Source organism: Pseudomonas sp. XS1P51, assembly GCF_054897845.1.
This window is the reverse complement of the sequence record NZ_CM142707.1, coordinates 1004614-1018886: the sequence shown is the minus strand read 5'-3', so window position 1 is coordinate 1018886 and position 14273 is coordinate 1004614. Positions and strand designations below refer to the sequence as shown.

Annotated in this window: 14 protein-coding genes; 9 read left to right on the top strand and 5 right to left on the bottom strand. The window is 62.1% G+C overall.

Annotated elements, in window-relative coordinates:
* The first annotated feature begins 64 nt into the window (after positions 1-64).
* Positions 65-325 (top strand): hypothetical protein, encoded by a 261-nt coding sequence (locus ACYZUD_RS04800; RefSeq protein WP_462022865.1) that lies wholly within the window; start codon positions 65-67, stop codon positions 323-325.
* A 6-nt stretch (positions 326-331) separates the two neighbouring features.
* Here ACYZUD_RS04800 and ACYZUD_RS04795 read toward each other — a convergent pair whose 3' ends face one another.
* Positions 332-934, bottom strand: a complete 603-nt coding sequence (locus tag ACYZUD_RS04795) for a pyridoxamine 5'-phosphate oxidase family protein (protein WP_462022864.1) — start codon at positions 932-934, stop codon at positions 332-334.
* A gap of 134 nt (positions 935-1068) precedes the next feature.
* The gene (locus ACYZUD_RS04790; protein WP_462022863.1) at positions 1069-1959 is read right to left on the bottom strand and encodes a LysR family transcriptional regulator; all 891 of its coding nucleotides are present in this window, start codon (positions 1957-1959) and stop codon (positions 1069-1071) included.
* 135 nt (positions 1960-2094) lie between these two features.
* Here ACYZUD_RS04790 and ACYZUD_RS04785 point away from each other — a divergent pair, with 135 nt between their 5' ends.
* Positions 2095-3525 carry an MFS transporter gene (locus ACYZUD_RS04785; RefSeq protein ID WP_462022862.1) on the top strand — a complete coding sequence of 477 codons (1431 nt, stop codon included), beginning with the start codon at positions 2095-2097 and terminating at the stop codon, positions 3523-3525.
* A gap of 22 nt (positions 3526-3547) precedes the next feature.
* On the opposite strand, the gene ACYZUD_RS04780 is transcribed toward ACYZUD_RS04785, so the two are convergent.
* On the bottom strand, positions 3548-4009 hold the full coding sequence (locus tag ACYZUD_RS04780) for a cupin domain-containing protein (RefSeq protein WP_462022861.1): 462 nt from the start codon (positions 4007-4009) through the stop codon (positions 3548-3550).
* A gap of 173 nt (positions 4010-4182) precedes the next feature.
* On the bottom strand, positions 4183-4431 hold the full coding sequence (locus ACYZUD_RS04775) for a hypothetical protein (protein WP_462022859.1): 249 nt from the start codon (positions 4429-4431) through the stop codon (positions 4183-4185).
* A 216-nt stretch (positions 4432-4647) separates the two neighbouring features.
* Here ACYZUD_RS04775 and ACYZUD_RS04770 point away from each other — a divergent pair, with 216 nt between their 5' ends.
* From ACYZUD_RS04770 to ACYZUD_RS04750, 5 genes are all read left to right on the top strand, one after another.
* The gene (locus ACYZUD_RS04770) at positions 4648-5574 is read left to right on the top strand and encodes an aldo/keto reductase (protein WP_462022858.1); all 927 of its coding nucleotides are present in this window, start codon (positions 4648-4650) and stop codon (positions 5572-5574) included.
* A gap of 24 nt (positions 5575-5598) precedes the next feature.
* Positions 5599-6921, top strand: coding sequence for an NTP/NDP exchange transporter (locus ACYZUD_RS04765; RefSeq protein ID WP_462022857.1), 1323 nt, complete (start codon positions 5599-5601; stop codon positions 6919-6921).
* Between the two features lie 96 nt (positions 6922-7017).
* Positions 7018-7524, top strand: a complete 507-nt coding sequence (locus ACYZUD_RS04760) for a sigma-70 family RNA polymerase sigma factor (RefSeq protein ID WP_462022856.1) — start codon at positions 7018-7020, stop codon at positions 7522-7524.
* The gene (locus ACYZUD_RS04755) at positions 7521-8489 is read left to right on the top strand and encodes a FecR domain-containing protein (protein ID WP_462022855.1); all 969 of its coding nucleotides are present in this window, start codon (positions 7521-7523) and stop codon (positions 8487-8489) included. The genes ACYZUD_RS04760 and ACYZUD_RS04755 overlap by 4 nt, the downstream gene beginning before the upstream one ends.
* Positions 8490-8590: 101 nt before the next feature.
* Positions 8591-11032, top strand: a complete 2442-nt coding sequence (locus ACYZUD_RS04750; protein ID WP_462022854.1) for a TonB-dependent siderophore receptor — start codon at positions 8591-8593, stop codon at positions 11030-11032.
* Between the two features lie 23 nt (positions 11033-11055).
* On the opposite strand, the gene ACYZUD_RS04745 is transcribed toward ACYZUD_RS04750, so the two are convergent.
* Positions 11056-11457: a DUF1801 domain-containing protein gene (locus ACYZUD_RS04745; RefSeq protein WP_462022853.1), complete on the bottom strand. Its 402-nt coding sequence runs from the start codon at positions 11455-11457 to the stop codon at positions 11056-11058.
* Between the two features lie 232 nt (positions 11458-11689).
* On the opposite strand from ACYZUD_RS04745, the gene ACYZUD_RS04740 reads away from it, so the two are divergent.
* Both ACYZUD_RS04740 and ACYZUD_RS04735 read left to right on the top strand, forming a co-directional pair.
* Positions 11690-13066: a pyridoxal-phosphate dependent enzyme gene (locus ACYZUD_RS04740; protein WP_462022852.1), complete on the top strand. Its 1377-nt coding sequence runs from the start codon at positions 11690-11692 to the stop codon at positions 13064-13066.
* The gene (locus tag ACYZUD_RS04735; protein WP_462022851.1) at positions 13063-14241 is read left to right on the top strand and encodes a trans-sulfuration enzyme family protein; all 1179 of its coding nucleotides are present in this window, start codon (positions 13063-13065) and stop codon (positions 14239-14241) included. Before ACYZUD_RS04740 ends, ACYZUD_RS04735 begins: the two co-directional genes overlap by 4 nt.
* The last annotated feature ends 32 nt before the right edge of the window (positions 14242-14273 follow it).

Genomic DNA, 14273 nt, shown 5'->3' with positions numbered 1-14273 from the left:
TGGCCCTGACGGCCGTCACACTGAGCATTTTTTCCTGGTACGTCCTGTCCGAGGAGTGCTCGTCATGATCCACACCGTCAGCCTCGCCGTGAGCTTCCCGGTGTTCGGCAACAACTACTACGCCCAGTCATTCGTTTCCCGCAAAACGTTCGAACTGGTGTTCGACAAAAACTTCGAGGCGCTGCTGATGCCGGCCGCCACCAACCATTTCAGCAATGAAGTGGTCGGGCTCAATGATCAGTTCCGGTTTTTGAATGATGTGCTGGTTGAGCATCTGCTGGATGTCGAACTGGCCCGGAACGCGTCCCGCTCGTTCACCTTCTAAAACGCGTCAGACCCATTCAGTCACATAGGCCGGCGCGGCCATTCCGCTGTCCTCCGGCACCGGAGGCAGTGGTGCCAACTTGATGGGCAGCACACCCGCCCAGACCGGCAAATCCAGATCAGCATCTGCGTCCTTCGGCCCTCCCGTGCGGATCTTGCAGGCAAACTCGCTCAGCAACACACGCAACACCGTGGTCGCGGCGATTTCCTGCGCGTTGCCGGGGCGTGCTTCCCGGGATCGCCCCGGTGCGATCTTCTCCACCAGGGCATCCAGCGACTCGGCTTTGTGTTCGCCCTCCACCGGCTCACATACGCCATAAATGATCGCCGAACGAAAATTCATCGAATGACTGAACGCCGAGCGCGCTAGTACCAGGCCATCAAGGTGGGTAACGGTGATGCACACTTGCGCGCCCTCGGCCGCAGCCTTGAGCATCTGGCTGCCATTGGAGCCGTGAATGTACAAGTAGTCGCCCTCACGCCAGCATGCCGTGGGGATACAGTGCGTGCCGCGCTGATCGGCAAATGCCAAATGACAAACGTAGGCAGCGTCGACGATGGCGTTGAGCGTCGCACGCTCGTAATCGGCCCTCGCAGGGGCTCGTCGCACTCGAGAGCGATCCGACGACGGGCCTGTTTTTTTCAGTCATGGGACATTCTTCCGTAGGGATGTCCGGGCAGGATAGGGACTAATTGGCCCCATCCCTAGACCCACTTACAGATCATTTCATAGGTCCATTGAGACTACTGCGCACAGACCTCCCGAAGGTAGCCGCGTAACCAGCGGTGCACGGGATCGGCATCCAGTCGTGGGTGCCAAAGCATTGCAACGGTGAATGGCGGCAACGGCAGCGCAAGCTCAAAACTGTGCATTCCCGCACGCAGGTTGGCGGTATGCCGTTCTGGAACGCTGGCGATCAGGTCGGTGGCCCGGGCGAGCGCCAGGGCGGTCGAGAAGCCCGCGACGATGGTCACGATCTGCCGCTCCAGTCCAAGCGGCTCAAGGGCTGCATCGATCGGCCCCTTGTCGAGCCCCCGCCGGGAAACACTGATGTGGCGGCCCGCCGCATAACGGACGGGGGTGACCTCGCCCTGGTTCAACGGGTGCCCCATCCGTACAACCCCAACGAAACGGTCGCGGAACAAGCCTTGCGTGCGCAACTCCGGACCCGCGGATTTCCCCACCACGCCCGTTTCCAGGTCGACTGTCCCGTCGCGAAGTGACGTGCTGTCTTTATCAGGCTTGTGCATGAAACGCAGGCGCACGCCGGGTGCTTGTTCGGCGACGCGGGCAATGAGGTCTGCACCAAAATTCTCGACAAACCCCTCACTGGTGCGCAGCGTGAACGTTCGGATCAGTTGCTTGAGGTCGGGTTGCTCAGCCGGGCGCAACACCGCTTCCGCCTCCTGCACGAGCTGACTGACCCGCTCGCGCAGTTCGAGCGCCCGGGGCGTGGCCACAAGGCCCCGTCCGGCCCGCACCAGCAGCGGGTCGCCCGTCGTTTCACGCAACCGCGCCAACGCCCGACTCATCGCCGACGGACTCAGCCGCAAGCGTTTGGCTGCACGCGCAACGCTGCCTTCTGCAAGCAGCACATCAAGGGTGACCAACAAATTGAAATCGGGAGTAGACATGCATCGCCTCGCAGCGTTGGTGACATGGCGTTTAGCGCACGAATCAACTGCAACTGGTGCGCCTTTCGCCATGCTAGGCCCGGGCGTACATTTCTGACAGCTCCATTTCGGGAGTGGCCAGAAAAGAGAGACAGGATGAAATCAACCATTGCAGTAGCAGACACCGCGCAACCGACTGCTTCAGTTCGCTGGGCACTGGTCAGTCTCTCGCTGTCGATGTTGCTGTCTTCGCTCGGCACCAGCATCGCCAACGTCGGCTTGCCAACCCTGGCACAGGTATTCAACGCGACCTTCCAGGAAGTCCAGTGGATCGTCATCGCTTACCTGTTGGCCATCACGACCCTGATCGTCAGCGTCGGTCGACTCGGTGACTTGATTGGTCGTCGGCGGCTGCTCCTCGGCGGAATCGGCTTGTTCACGCTGGCCTCGGGCCTGTGCGGCCTGGCGCCGACGCTGTGGCTGTTGATTAGCACCAGGGCGCTGCAGGGCCTCGGCGCGGCAATCATGATGGCGCTGACCATGGCTTTCGTCGGTGCAACGGTGGCGAAGGCAAAAACCGGCAGCGCCATGGGTTTACTCGGGACGATGTCGGCGATTGGCACCGCGATGGGGCCGTCGCTCGGTGGCCTGCTGATCGCCGGATTCGGCTGGCGGGCGATTTTCCTGATCTCCGTACCGTTGGGCCTGGTGACGCTGCTGCTCGCGCATCGCTACCTGCCCGCAGACCGACCGTCGCCCACAACCAATCGTGCCGGTTTCGACTCGCTGGGCACGTTGCTGCTGGCGCTGACGCTCGCGGCGTATGCCCTGGCCATGACGATCGGACGCGGCAGTTTCGGGCCGCTCAATATTGCCTTGCTGGTGGCGGCGGGCTTCGGCGCCAGCCTCTTTGTGTGCACAGAGGCGAGAGTCGCCTCTCCGTTGATTCGCCTGGCGATGTTTCGCGAACCGGAACTGAGCGCAAGCCTTGCCATGAGCACACTCGTCGCGACGGTGATGATGGCGACGCTTGTAGTCGGGCCTTTCTATCTCGCCCATGCCCTGGGACTTGATGCCGTTCTGGTCGGACTGACCCAGGCAGTCGGGCCGTTTGTCGCGGCACTGACGGGTGTGCCCGCAGGCAAAATTGTCGACCGTTTCGGCGCCCGACGCATGACGCTCGCAGGACTCACCGCCATGGCAGCCGGTTGCCTCACGCTATCGATGCTGCCGCAGACGTTCGGCATCGGCGGCTATGTCGCGCCCATGGTCGTTATAACGCTCGGTTATGCCCTGTTCCAGACGGCCAACAACACCGCGGTCATGGCCGATGTTTTGCCAGATCAGCGAGGTGTGGTTTCCGGCCTGCTCAACCTGTCGCGAAACCTTGGGCTCATCACCGGGGCATCCGCATTAGGCGCGGTGTTCGCACTCGCCTCGGCGTCGGCTGACATCACCATCGCGCAGCCCGAAGCCGTTGCTTACGGGATGAGGACCACCTTCGCCGTGGCGCTGGGCTTGATCGCTGTCGCACTGGGCGTTGCGCTGGGAAGCCGGGTTTTGGGGAAGCATCGCGACCCTCGGTAACGGGCCTCCCCACCACGCGGGCTTACTGCTTGATCACGACCAGCGGCTCGCCTTTTTTCACAATGTACGTCGCCAGCTCGGATGCTTTGCTGGTACCGACGTTCTTCGCGATATGCGGGGTGCCGGCAGGGATGTACAAGGAGTCACCAGCCTTGAGCGTTATAGGTGGCTGCCCTTCGAGTTGATACTCGAACGTGCCATCGATGACGTAAGCGACTTCCACGCCGGGATGAGAGTGGTTGGGGGATGTGACACCTGGCTCGAAATCAACGCGAACCTGGATCACCTCACGCCCGGAAACGTCGAGATCCTTGCGCAGCAGATCAGTGCGGTGAAGCCCGGCCTGCCAGTTTTTTGCTGGAGCCGCCTCGGCGGGAGCCTTCACTTCCCCGGCTTGAGAGAAGCCCGAAAATGCAGCCACCGCCGCAGAAACGGCTAAGGCGACGCCGAGCATGCTGGCAGTGTGGATATTGATACTGGACATGGCATTTCTCCGATGAGTGCGCGGCGGTTGCCGCAGCTACAACGCCCTCATTACGAGGCCACTGTGTATCGCGCAGGTGTCGGAAAACCATGGATTTGTATGCGCAGGTAGCTTTCGAAGCGCTTTATACGTTCAGATACAAACTGGACGGTTGGACACGCCAGCTTCCCGTTTCAGTGATAGTCCTCCCCCGCTACCGAGCGCAGATACGCCTGATCAGCCTCGATTCGCAGGTCCCGCCACTCTTCCCAGCTGACGAATCCCTGACGATCCATTTCATCCGTCTGGCGAAGCAGTTCTTCGTGATAAGCATCAGGAGATTCCCGGCGCAGCGCGATGTCTTCGAGCGCCCGATGCCAAAAATCCAGTGCACGAAGTCTTCGTTCCTGGGCCGGTGTCAGCAGGTTTTTGAATGAGTTCATGACAGTGGAATCCCGGCGCTGTTTTTGAATGGATCGATCGGGTTCGACAGATGTTCATGAGGGCCGACGAGAGGTGTGACCGCGTAGCAACCGCGCTTGTGGGAAATGATTTGCAAAACTTTCTCATTCCCCTCGTCCCTGCATGTCCGCACCCTGCGCTTGAATATGCTTCTATCGTTCACACACTTGTCATTCACGAACGAAAGGAGTCTTCGCATGCCAGCCCACTCGTTCAGCCGTCGCGATTTCATTCACGCCAGCTCCGCCGTCGCCACCATGGCGGCGCTGTATCCGCTGCTCCCGGCTTTTGCGGCCAACCCCCTGCTGATGCGCAAGATCCCGGTCACGGGCGAAGACTTGCCGGTGATCGGCCTGGGTACTTCACGAACGTTCAATATCGACATCGCTTCCAGCGAGATGAATGCCGCGCTGGACGTGGTGAAGACGCTGTTGAACGGTGGCGCAAAAGTGATCGACACCGCGCCCAGCTACGGCGATGCCCAGGCGGTGACCGGCGAACTGCTGACCCGTGCCGGGGCTCACGCCAAGGCGTTCATTGCCACCAAGGTTTCCTCGACAGGTCGCGAGGCGGGGATGCGCCAGATCGAGCAGTCCTTCAAGGAACTGCAAACCGAGCGCATCGACCTGATCCAGGTGCATAACCTGCAAGACACCACGACCCAGTTGCAGCTGCTGCGGGAACTCAAGGAGCAGGGGCGCATCCGCTACATTGGCGTAACCCATTACGTCGAATCGGCCCATGACGACCTGCTCGCCGTGCTGCAAAAGGAAAAAGTCGATTTCGTTCAGGTCAACTATTCCGTCGATGCGCGCAATGCCGAGAAACGCCTGCTACCGTGGTGCGTCGACAACGGCGTGGCCGTGCTGGCCAACCGCACATTCGAAGCCGGGCGCCTGTTTGCCAAGGTCAAGGGCAAGCCGCTGCCGGGTTGGGCCGTCGCCGAGCTGGATGCCAGTTCGTGGGCGCAGTTGATGCTCAAGTTCGTGCTCGCCAACCCGGCCATCACCACGGTTATTCCGGCCACGAGCAACCCGAAGTATGCCGCCGACAACTTGCTGGCGGGCCAGGGTCGCCTGCCGGACGCGGCCCAGCGCGAGCGCATCGTCGGCCTGTTTGCCTGATCACTTCATTGCAGGAGCTTGCCCTTGTCCTTTGTCGACCACCGGCTGACGCTCCGGGCTGCACGGGCCATCAACGCCCAGCCAGATGAACTGCTGCCGGCACTGGCGGGCTTTGCCCTGTTCTTCTGCCTGTTTTGTGGCTATTTCATGCTGCGCCCGATTCGCGAGGCCATGGGCATCCAGGCCGGTGTCGAGCACCTGCAGTGGTTGTTCACGGCTACCTTCGTGGTCATGTTGATCGCCGTGCCGTTGTTCGGTTGGCTGAACTCAGTGGTGCCGCGGGTGCAGTTTGTCGATTGGGTGTACGGATTCTTCAGCGTCAACCTGCTGCTGTTCGCGCTGACCTTTGCCCTGCACGACGACAGTGTCTGGGTGGCGCGAACGTTCTACGTGTGGATTTCGGTCTACAACCTGTTCGTGGTGTCGGTGGCCTGGAGCCTGATGGCCGATGCTTTCGATGGCGCCCAGGCACGGCGCCTGTTTGCCTTTATCGCCGCCGGGGCCAGTGTCGGCGGGCTGGTGGGGCCGGCAATCAGCGCGTTGTCGATCAACCTGCTGGGTCAAGCCGGATTGGTATTGCTCAGCACCGTGTTGCTGCTCCTGGCGTTGGTGCTCAAGCACTACCTGATGGCCTGGCGCGAGCGCGGCGGTGCTGGGCGGCCGGGTGCAGTGCCCGCTGAAAGCCCGCACCGCCCGGTGGCCGGCAATCCGTTCAGCGGCATGATGCGGGTGCTGCACTCGTCGTATCTGCTGGGGGTGTGCCTGTTCGTCGTGCTGTTGGCCACGGCCAGTACTTTTCTGTATTTCGAACAAGCACGCCTGGTGGCCGAATTGTTCAGCACACGCGAGGAGCAGATTCGCGTGTTCGGCCTGATCGATGTCGCGGTGCAGGCCGGCGCGCTGGTTTCGCAACTGTTCATCACCGGGCGCATCGCCCAGCGCTTTGGTGTGAGCGCCCTGCTGGCCGCCGTGCCGGCGCTGGTCTGCGTGGGCTTTATCGGGCTGGCGCTGGCCCCGACCTTTGCCATGCTCGCGGGGCTGATGATCGTGCGACGGATCGGCGAATACGCGTTTATCCGCCCCGGCCGCGAAATGCTGTTTGCACCGCTGGACGCTGAAACCAAATACAAGGCCAAAAACTTCATCGACACCGTGGTCTATCGCGGTGGCGACGCGATCAGCGGCTGGGCCAAGAGCCTGCTCGACATGCTCGGCCAAGGCACCGTTCTGGTAGCACTGGTGGGCGCGGCGTGTGCGGCACTTTGGGGGCTGACGGGCTGGTACTTGGGCCAACGCACCGACCGCGAAGCTACCCGTGCTCACCGCGAATCGCCCCCCGCGACGTGAGTGGCGCCCGCTATTGGCCAAGGCAACGATTGCAGTGGCGATCAACACACGGCTATTATTGAGAACGATTCACACTAACATCTGGAAAGCCGACCGGTGCAACCTCCTCCGACCAGCAAGCTGGGCTTCTTTTTCAGCGACCATCATCGCTGGCTGCTGCAGCATATTCAGCAACGCCTGCGCAATCACGCGGACGCCGAGGACACCGCCGCCGATACGTTTTGCCAGATACTGACAGCCCGCGTTGATCCCGACAGCATCGAGCAACCTCGCGCTTACCTGTCGACGATTGCCCGACGGCTGATCTTCGATCGCCATCGCCGGCGCAAGCTGGAGTTGGCCTACCTGGAACGCCTGTCCACACTGCCCGAATCGGTAGCCCCGTCTCCCGAAGAACAGCTGCAGCTTATCGAAGCGCTGGTCGCCATCGACCGGGCGATCGACGGCTTGCCGATGGTCGTCAAGGCGACCTTCCTTTACAGCCAACTGGACGGTCTGAGTTACGTGGCGATTGCGCAAAAGCTGGGCCTGTCGGAACGCACGGTCAGTCGCTACATGAAACAGGCGTTGCGTCAGTGCTACCTGAGCGAGGTGTTGCCATGAGCAAGCCGCGCCTCGACCCCGTCAGCGAGCAGGCCATCGACTGGATGGTCAGCCTTCGTGCCGGCAAGCCCGATGCCGCACTGCAAGAGCGCTTCAACGCGTGGCTGGTCATGGACCCTGCACACGCCCAGGCCTGGGCCACCTTGCAGGAACGTCTCGGTGGTTCCTTCAACACGGTTCGCGCCCTGGATCGACGTGTGCCCGGTCAGGCCGGCGAAGCACGGCAACTGCTGCTGCAACCCCATGGCTCGCGGCGTGATGCGCTCCGTGTGATTGCCGGTCTTGGCCTGCTCGGTGGCGGCTTGTGGCTGGGGGCCCGCAGCCCGCTGGGTGACTCGCTACTGGCTGACCTGCACACCGGGCGCGGCCAGCGTCAGGACTTCACACTGGCGGACGGCAGCCGTTTGAGCCTGAACGCCAACAGCGCGGTGGATCTGCGCTTCGATGACAAGCAGAGGCTGGTGATTCTGCGTCACGGCGAACTGGTGATTCAGGTCGCGGCCGATCCTCTACGCCCACTGCGCGTGCGGACCGCCCAAGGTGAAATACGCGCGCTGGGCACGCGTTTCCTGGTCGCTCAGGAGGCAGACGCGAGTCGCGTGGTGGTCTTGCAGCACTCGGTCGAGGCCCGGTTGTTCGACGGCACGACGCTTGATCTGCAAGAAGGTCAGTCAGCGTTGCTGTATGCCGGGAGAATTGCCCCGGTTGCTGGCGACCAGCGCCATCGCGCGGACTGGCTCAGCGGACGGCTGAACGTGCTGGACGAGCCACTGGAACAAGTCGTCGACGCGTTACGCCCTTACAATCGCGGCTTTGTGCGCGTCGCCCCCGAGGTTCGCAACCTGCGCGTGCAGGGTGTGTTCCCGCTCAACGACCCCGATCGAACCTTCACCGCACTGGCCGAAACCCTGCCCATTCGGGTGGATCGCTACAGCCCCTGGTTGACGCTGATTCGTGCGAAATAGTCCTGCTGAAGATTTTTTTTGAAAATCACTCTCATTCGTGTCCGGTTTTCATTTCTCATCCCACCTATCTCCTGACACTTCCACACGATCAGGAGAATGCTGTGTTCAACCCGTGGCCCCACCCCCTTTGCGTCGCCATTGCATTGGCAACTCTGGCGAGCCCTGCCCTGGCGCAGGCGCAAAACCTGACCTTCAACCTGCCGGCCGGGCCCCTCGCCAACACGCTGAATGCCATTGCCAGCCAGAGCGGGTATATCGTTTCACTGGAACCTTCGCTGGTGCAGGGCAAACAGGCACCGGCGGTGATCGGCCAGATGCCCGCCGAACAGGCAATGCACCAGGCACTGTCGGGCAGCGGCTTGCAGCTGCGGGTGACGGAGCAAGGCAACTTTAGCGTCGAGCCGGCTCCCGACAGCAACGCCGCACTGCAACTGGGCGTCACCAACATCGTTGAACGCAGCGCCGACGCCACCACCGAAGGCTCGGGTTCCTACGCCGCGCGGGCGGTGACGATCGGCAAGGGCACCCACACGCTCAAGGAAATTCCGCAGTCGGTCACGGTGATGACCCGCAAACAAATGGACGACCAGGGCCTGACCGATCTCAAGGACGCGGCCAACCAGACCACCGGACTGGTGGGGGTTCAAGGGGTGGGCAAAGGCATGATCCTGACCTCGCGTGGCTTCCAGATCGACGACTGGCAATACGATGGCGTGCCGATCCCGCGCAACACCTACGCGCTGGGTAACTGGGCCACCCAGGACCTGATTTTCTTCGATCGCATGGAAGTGTTGCGTGGCGCGTCCGGGTTGCTTCAGGGCACCGGCAGCCCGGGCGGTGCGATCAACCTTGTACGCAAACGCGGTCAGAGCGCACCGACCGTGACCCTCACCGGCAAGGCCGGCTCCTGGGATCACTACGGCCTGCAACTGGACGCTGGCGGGCCGCTGAACCAGACCGGCACCGTGCGTGGACGCTTCGTGGCCGACGAAGACCAGAGCGATTCATTCATCGACTACGAATGGAGCAAGACCCACTCGCTGTACGGTGCGCTGGACTTCGATCTGCGCGAAGACACCACCCTGGGCCTGGCCGTCAGCCACTCCGACGCAGAATCGCGTCCGATGATCCGCGGCCTGCCCCGCTACGCTAACGGTGACCCGATCGACGTGTCACGCTCGACCTACACCGGCGCTCGCTGGAATCACTCGCAAATCGACGTCACCACCGTCTATGCCGATCTGGAACACCGTTTCAACGACGACTGGGCCTTCAAGATCGGTGCTGTACGCATGACTGAAGACAACAGCGCGAAAAACCAACGCCTGCAAAGCATCGACGACGGCCTCAACGCTGACGGCAGCGGCGTGCAATACGCTGACTTCGTGACGGACTTCGACTCCACCAAGGTCGGCCTCGACATGAACCTCACCGGCCGCTTTGAAGCCTTGTCCATGCAGCAGGAAATCATGGTTGGCGGCAACTACGCCAAGCTGACTTCGGACGACAAATTCGCTCGAACCTTCAACGACAGTACCGACACGATTTTCGGCATCGATCACAACCGTCCGGAAATCAGCTACGACGGCTTGCTCAATACCCCCGGTGGCCGCGCGACGCCGAGCAAATACGACATCCGTCAAAAAGGCCTGTACGGCAGCTGGCGGGTCAAGCCGTTCGAGCCGCTGACCCTGGTGCTCGGCTCGCGGGTCAGTTGGTACGACTACAGCTACAAGTCGTGGACCCAGGAAGCGTTCAGCAACGTCGTGACCCCCGATACCCCAAGCACCACGAACGAAACCGGAGAAGTCACGCCCTACGCCGGCATCGTCTACGACCTGAACCGCGAATGGGCCGTGTATGCCAGCTACACCGACGTGTTCGAACCACAGACCTCACGCACCGCCAGCGGCACGGTGCTCAAGCCGGTGATCGGCAGTAACTACGAAGTCGGCCTGAAGGGTGAGTTGCTGGATGGCCGGGTCAACACTTCCCTGGCGGTGTTCCGTTATGACCAGGAGAACCGTGCCGTCAACGACGTAGCCTCGGGGTTCGCCTGCGACGGTTGGTATTGCTCGACGGCATCGGGGAAAGTGCGCAGCCAGGGGGTCGAAGCCGAAATCAGCGGCGAAGTACTCAGTGGTCTGCAAGTGTTTGCCGGCTACACCTACAACACCACCAAGTACCTGGAAGACCCGGTCAACGAAGGCCGAGTGTTCAGCCAATGGACGCCCAAACACATGCTGCGGGTCTGGAGCGACTACCAGTTCAGCGGCGACTGGAACCGGGTCAGCACCGGTGTGGGCTTCACCACCCAAAGCCATACGCTGGGTTATGAACGCACCTACGACGTGCCGGGTTATACGGTGTGGAACGCCCGTGTTGGCTACCAACTCACGCCGGAGATCGGGCTGGCGCTCAACGCCAACAACCTGTTCGACAAGCACTATTACACGGCGGGCTACGACCAGCTCAATGGCAACAACAACTTCGGTGACCCGCGTAACCTCATGTTCAGCGTGAAATACACCCCGACGTTCTAGCATTGAAAAACGGGGCGGCCGCTTTAGCGTGAGCGGCCGCTCGTATTGAGTGCCACGGCGGCGCGGATGAGCGCCTTCAATGCCGGTTCATTAATGCGCTCACCCTCATGGAGATCGATGGCCCTTCGGGTGTTGCCTTCGAGGCTGGCGTTGAAAAGACCTGAAGGATCGTCCAGCGAGGCGCCCTTGGCGAAGGTCATCTTCACGACACTCTTGTACGTCTCCCCGGTGCAAAGGATTCCGGCATGTGACCAAACGGGAACGCCTCTCCACTTCCACTCCTCGACCACGTCCGGGTCGGCCTGCCTGATGAGCGCCCGGACTCTGGCGAGCGTCTCGCCCCGCCAGTCACTCAGCTCCGTGATTCGCGCATCGATCAGCGCCGAGGCTGATTCTGCCTTTGCATCCGTGTTCTCTTTCTTCATGGCTGCCCCCTTCGTCATGGTTGTCCTTCGACCGACGCTTGAGTATTGCCGACTTGCGAAATCTCTCCAGGTTTTGCTGTTTCGGCGGCGACGCTACCGGTTGGCTGTGGACGGTTGCGGATGATGCAATCGCGGCCTATGGTCCAAGCGATGCATTACTCGCGACTGGCGCGCGATGACCTGGCGCCGGTTGCTGTCCATCCACAGCGGATGCTCGCAGAGAGGTGAAGACATGCCGAACGACTCCCGCCCCGCCGTACTCGAACTGATCGGCAATACGCCGCTGGTACGCGTCAGCCGCTTCGATACCGGCCCGTGCACGCTGTTCCTCAAGCTCGAATCGCAGAACCCCGGCGGCTCGATCAAGGATCGCATCGGCCTGGCGATGATCGACGCCGCCGAGCGTGATGGCCGCCTCAAACCGGGCGGCACCATTGTCGAGGCCACTGCCGGTAACACCGGCCTCGGACTGGCCCTGGTCGGCCGCGCCAAGGGCTATCGGGTGGTGTTGGTGGTGCCGGACAAAATGTCCACCGAGAAGGTTTTGCACCTCAAGGCGATGGGCGCCGAGGTGCACATCACCCGCTCCGACGTCGGCAAGGGCCATCCCGAGTATTACCAAGACGTCGCCGCTCGGCTGGCGCAGGAAATTCCCGACGCGTTCTTCGCCGATCAGTTCAACAACCCGGCCAACCCGCTGGCCCACGAATGCAGCACCGCGCCGGAGATCTGGGCGCAGACTCAGCACGATGTGGATGCCATCGTCGTCGGCGTCGGTTCGGCCGGCACGCTGACCGGGCTGACCCGCTTCTTTAGCCGTGTGCAACCGAACCTGGAAATGGTGCTGGCCGATCCGGTCGGTTCGGTGATGGCCGAATACAGCCGTAGCGGCACCCTCGTCACGCCCGGCTCCTGGGCAGTGGAAGGTATCGGCGAAGACTTCATTCCGTCGATTGCCGACCTTTCCAGCGTGCGCAAGGCCTATTCGATCAGCGACGAGGAAAGCTTCGATCATGCCCGCCAACTGCTGCGCGCCGAAGGCATTCTCGGCGGCTCTTCGACCGGCACCTTGCTGGCAGCGGCCCTGCGTTATTGCCGCGAGCAAACCGAACCGAAACGGGTGGTCAGCTTCGTCTGCGACACCGGCACCCGCTACCTGTCGAAGGTCTACAACGACCAGTGGATGAACGATCAGGGCCTGTTGAAGTACAAGCACTACGGCGATCTGCGCGACCTGATCGCGCGGCGCTTCGAGGATGGCCGGGTGATCAGCGTGGGCCCGGACGATACGCTGCTCACTGCTTTCCAGCGCATGCGCCTGGCGGATGTGTCGCAACTGCCGGTGCTGGTGGACGGGCAGCGGCTGGTCGGCGTGATCGACGAGTCCGATATTCTGCTGGGCGTGCACCAGGACGCCAAGCATTTCAGCAGGACCGTGGCCAGTGTCATGACGGACAAGTTGCAAACCCTGCCACCTGGCGCCAGTCTGGCTAAACTGCAGGCCGAACTCGACCGCGGGCTGGTGGCGATCATCGCCGACACCTCGGGATTCCATGGCCTGATTACCCGCGTCGACCTGCTCAATCACTTACGGAGATCCCTTGCATGAGCCAGCACGATGAAACCGCCCCGCCACGCGCCTTTGGCACCCGGGTGATCCACGCCGGACAGACGCCGGACCCTACCACCGGGGCGCTGATGCCGCCGATCTACGCCAACTCCACCTATTTGCAACAGAGCCCCGGCGTGCACAAGGGCTTTGACTACGGGCGCTCGCACAACCCGACGCGCTTTGCCCTGGAACGCTGCGTGGCGGACCTTGAGGGCGGTACCCAAGCCTTCGCTTTCGCTTCGGGTCTGGCGACGATCTCCACCGTGCTCGAACTGCTCGACGCCGGTTCGCACATCGTCTCTGGCAACGATCTGTACGGCGGTACGTTCCGCCTGTTCGACAAAGTGCGCCGGCGCAGCGCCGGGCATCGCTTCAGCTTCGTCGACCTGACCGACCTGTCGGCCTTCGAAGCAGCGCTGCAGGACGACACGCGGATGGTCATGGTCGAGACGCCGAGCAACCCGTTGCTGAGCCTCACCGACCTCGCCGCCATCGCACGCATCTGTCGCGATCGAGACATCATCTGTGTGGCCGACAACACCTTTGCCAGCCCGTGGATACAACGCCCGCTGGAGCTGGGGTTCGACATCGTCCTGCACTCGACGACCAAGTACCTGAACGGCCACTCCGACGTGATCGGCGGCATCGCGGTGGTCGGGCAGAACGCGGAACTGGCCGAGCGCCTGGGCTTCCTGCAAAACGCGGTGGGCGCTATCGCCGGGCCGTTCGACGCGTTCCTTACGTTGCGCGGCGTGAAGACCCTGGCGCTGCGCATGGAACGCCACTGCAGCAACGCGCTTGAACTGGCGCAATGGCTGGAGCGTCAGCCGCAGGTCGCGCGCGTCTACTATCCGGGGCTGGCGTCGCACCCACAGCACGAACTGGCTCGACGGCAGATGCGCGGTTTCGGCGGGATGATTTCCCTCGACCTGAACAGCGACCTGGCCGGCGCCAAACGCTTCCTCGAAAGTGTGCAGATCTTCGCCCTGGCCGAGAGCCTGGGTGGAGTGGAAAGCCTGATCGAGCATCCGGCAATCATGACCCACGCCACTATCCCGGCAGAAACCCGCGCGCAGCTCGGCATCGGCGATGCGCTGGTGCGTTTGTCGGTGGGCGTCGAGGATGTCGAAGACCTGCGCGCCGACCTGGCCCAGGCATTGGCACGGATTTAAGCTTGGAATTTGCAGAACAATAAAAAAAACAG

Coding starts and splice junctions, on each gene's coding strand:
- ACYZUD_RS04800 (WP_462022865.1), top strand. CDS start 65: ATGATCCACACCGTCAGCCTCGCCGTGAGCTTCCCGGTGTTCGGCAAC.
- ACYZUD_RS04790 (WP_462022863.1), bottom strand. CDS start 1,959: ATGTCTACTCCCGATTTCAATTTGTTGGTCACCCTTGATGTGCTGCTT.
- ACYZUD_RS04785 (WP_462022862.1), top strand. CDS start 2,095: ATGAAATCAACCATTGCAGTAGCAGACACCGCGCAACCGACTGCTTCA.
- ACYZUD_RS04780 (WP_462022861.1), bottom strand. CDS start 4,009: ATGTCCAGTATCAATATCCACACTGCCAGCATGCTCGGCGTCGCCTTA.
- ACYZUD_RS04775 (WP_462022859.1), bottom strand. CDS start 4,431: ATGAACTCATTCAAAAACCTGCTGACACCGGCCCAGGAACGAAGACTT.
- ACYZUD_RS04770 (WP_462022858.1), top strand. CDS start 4,648: ATGCCAGCCCACTCGTTCAGCCGTCGCGATTTCATTCACGCCAGCTCC.
- ACYZUD_RS04755 (WP_462022855.1), top strand. CDS start 7,521: ATGAGCAAGCCGCGCCTCGACCCCGTCAGCGAGCAGGCCATCGACTGG.
- ACYZUD_RS04745 (WP_462022853.1), bottom strand. CDS start 11,457: ATGAAGAAAGAGAACACGGATGCAAAGGCAGAATCAGCCTCGGCGCTG.
- ACYZUD_RS04740 (WP_462022852.1), top strand. CDS start 11,690: ATGCCGAACGACTCCCGCCCCGCCGTACTCGAACTGATCGGCAATACG.
- ACYZUD_RS04735 (WP_462022851.1), top strand. CDS start 13,063: ATGAGCCAGCACGATGAAACCGCCCCGCCACGCGCCTTTGGCACCCGG.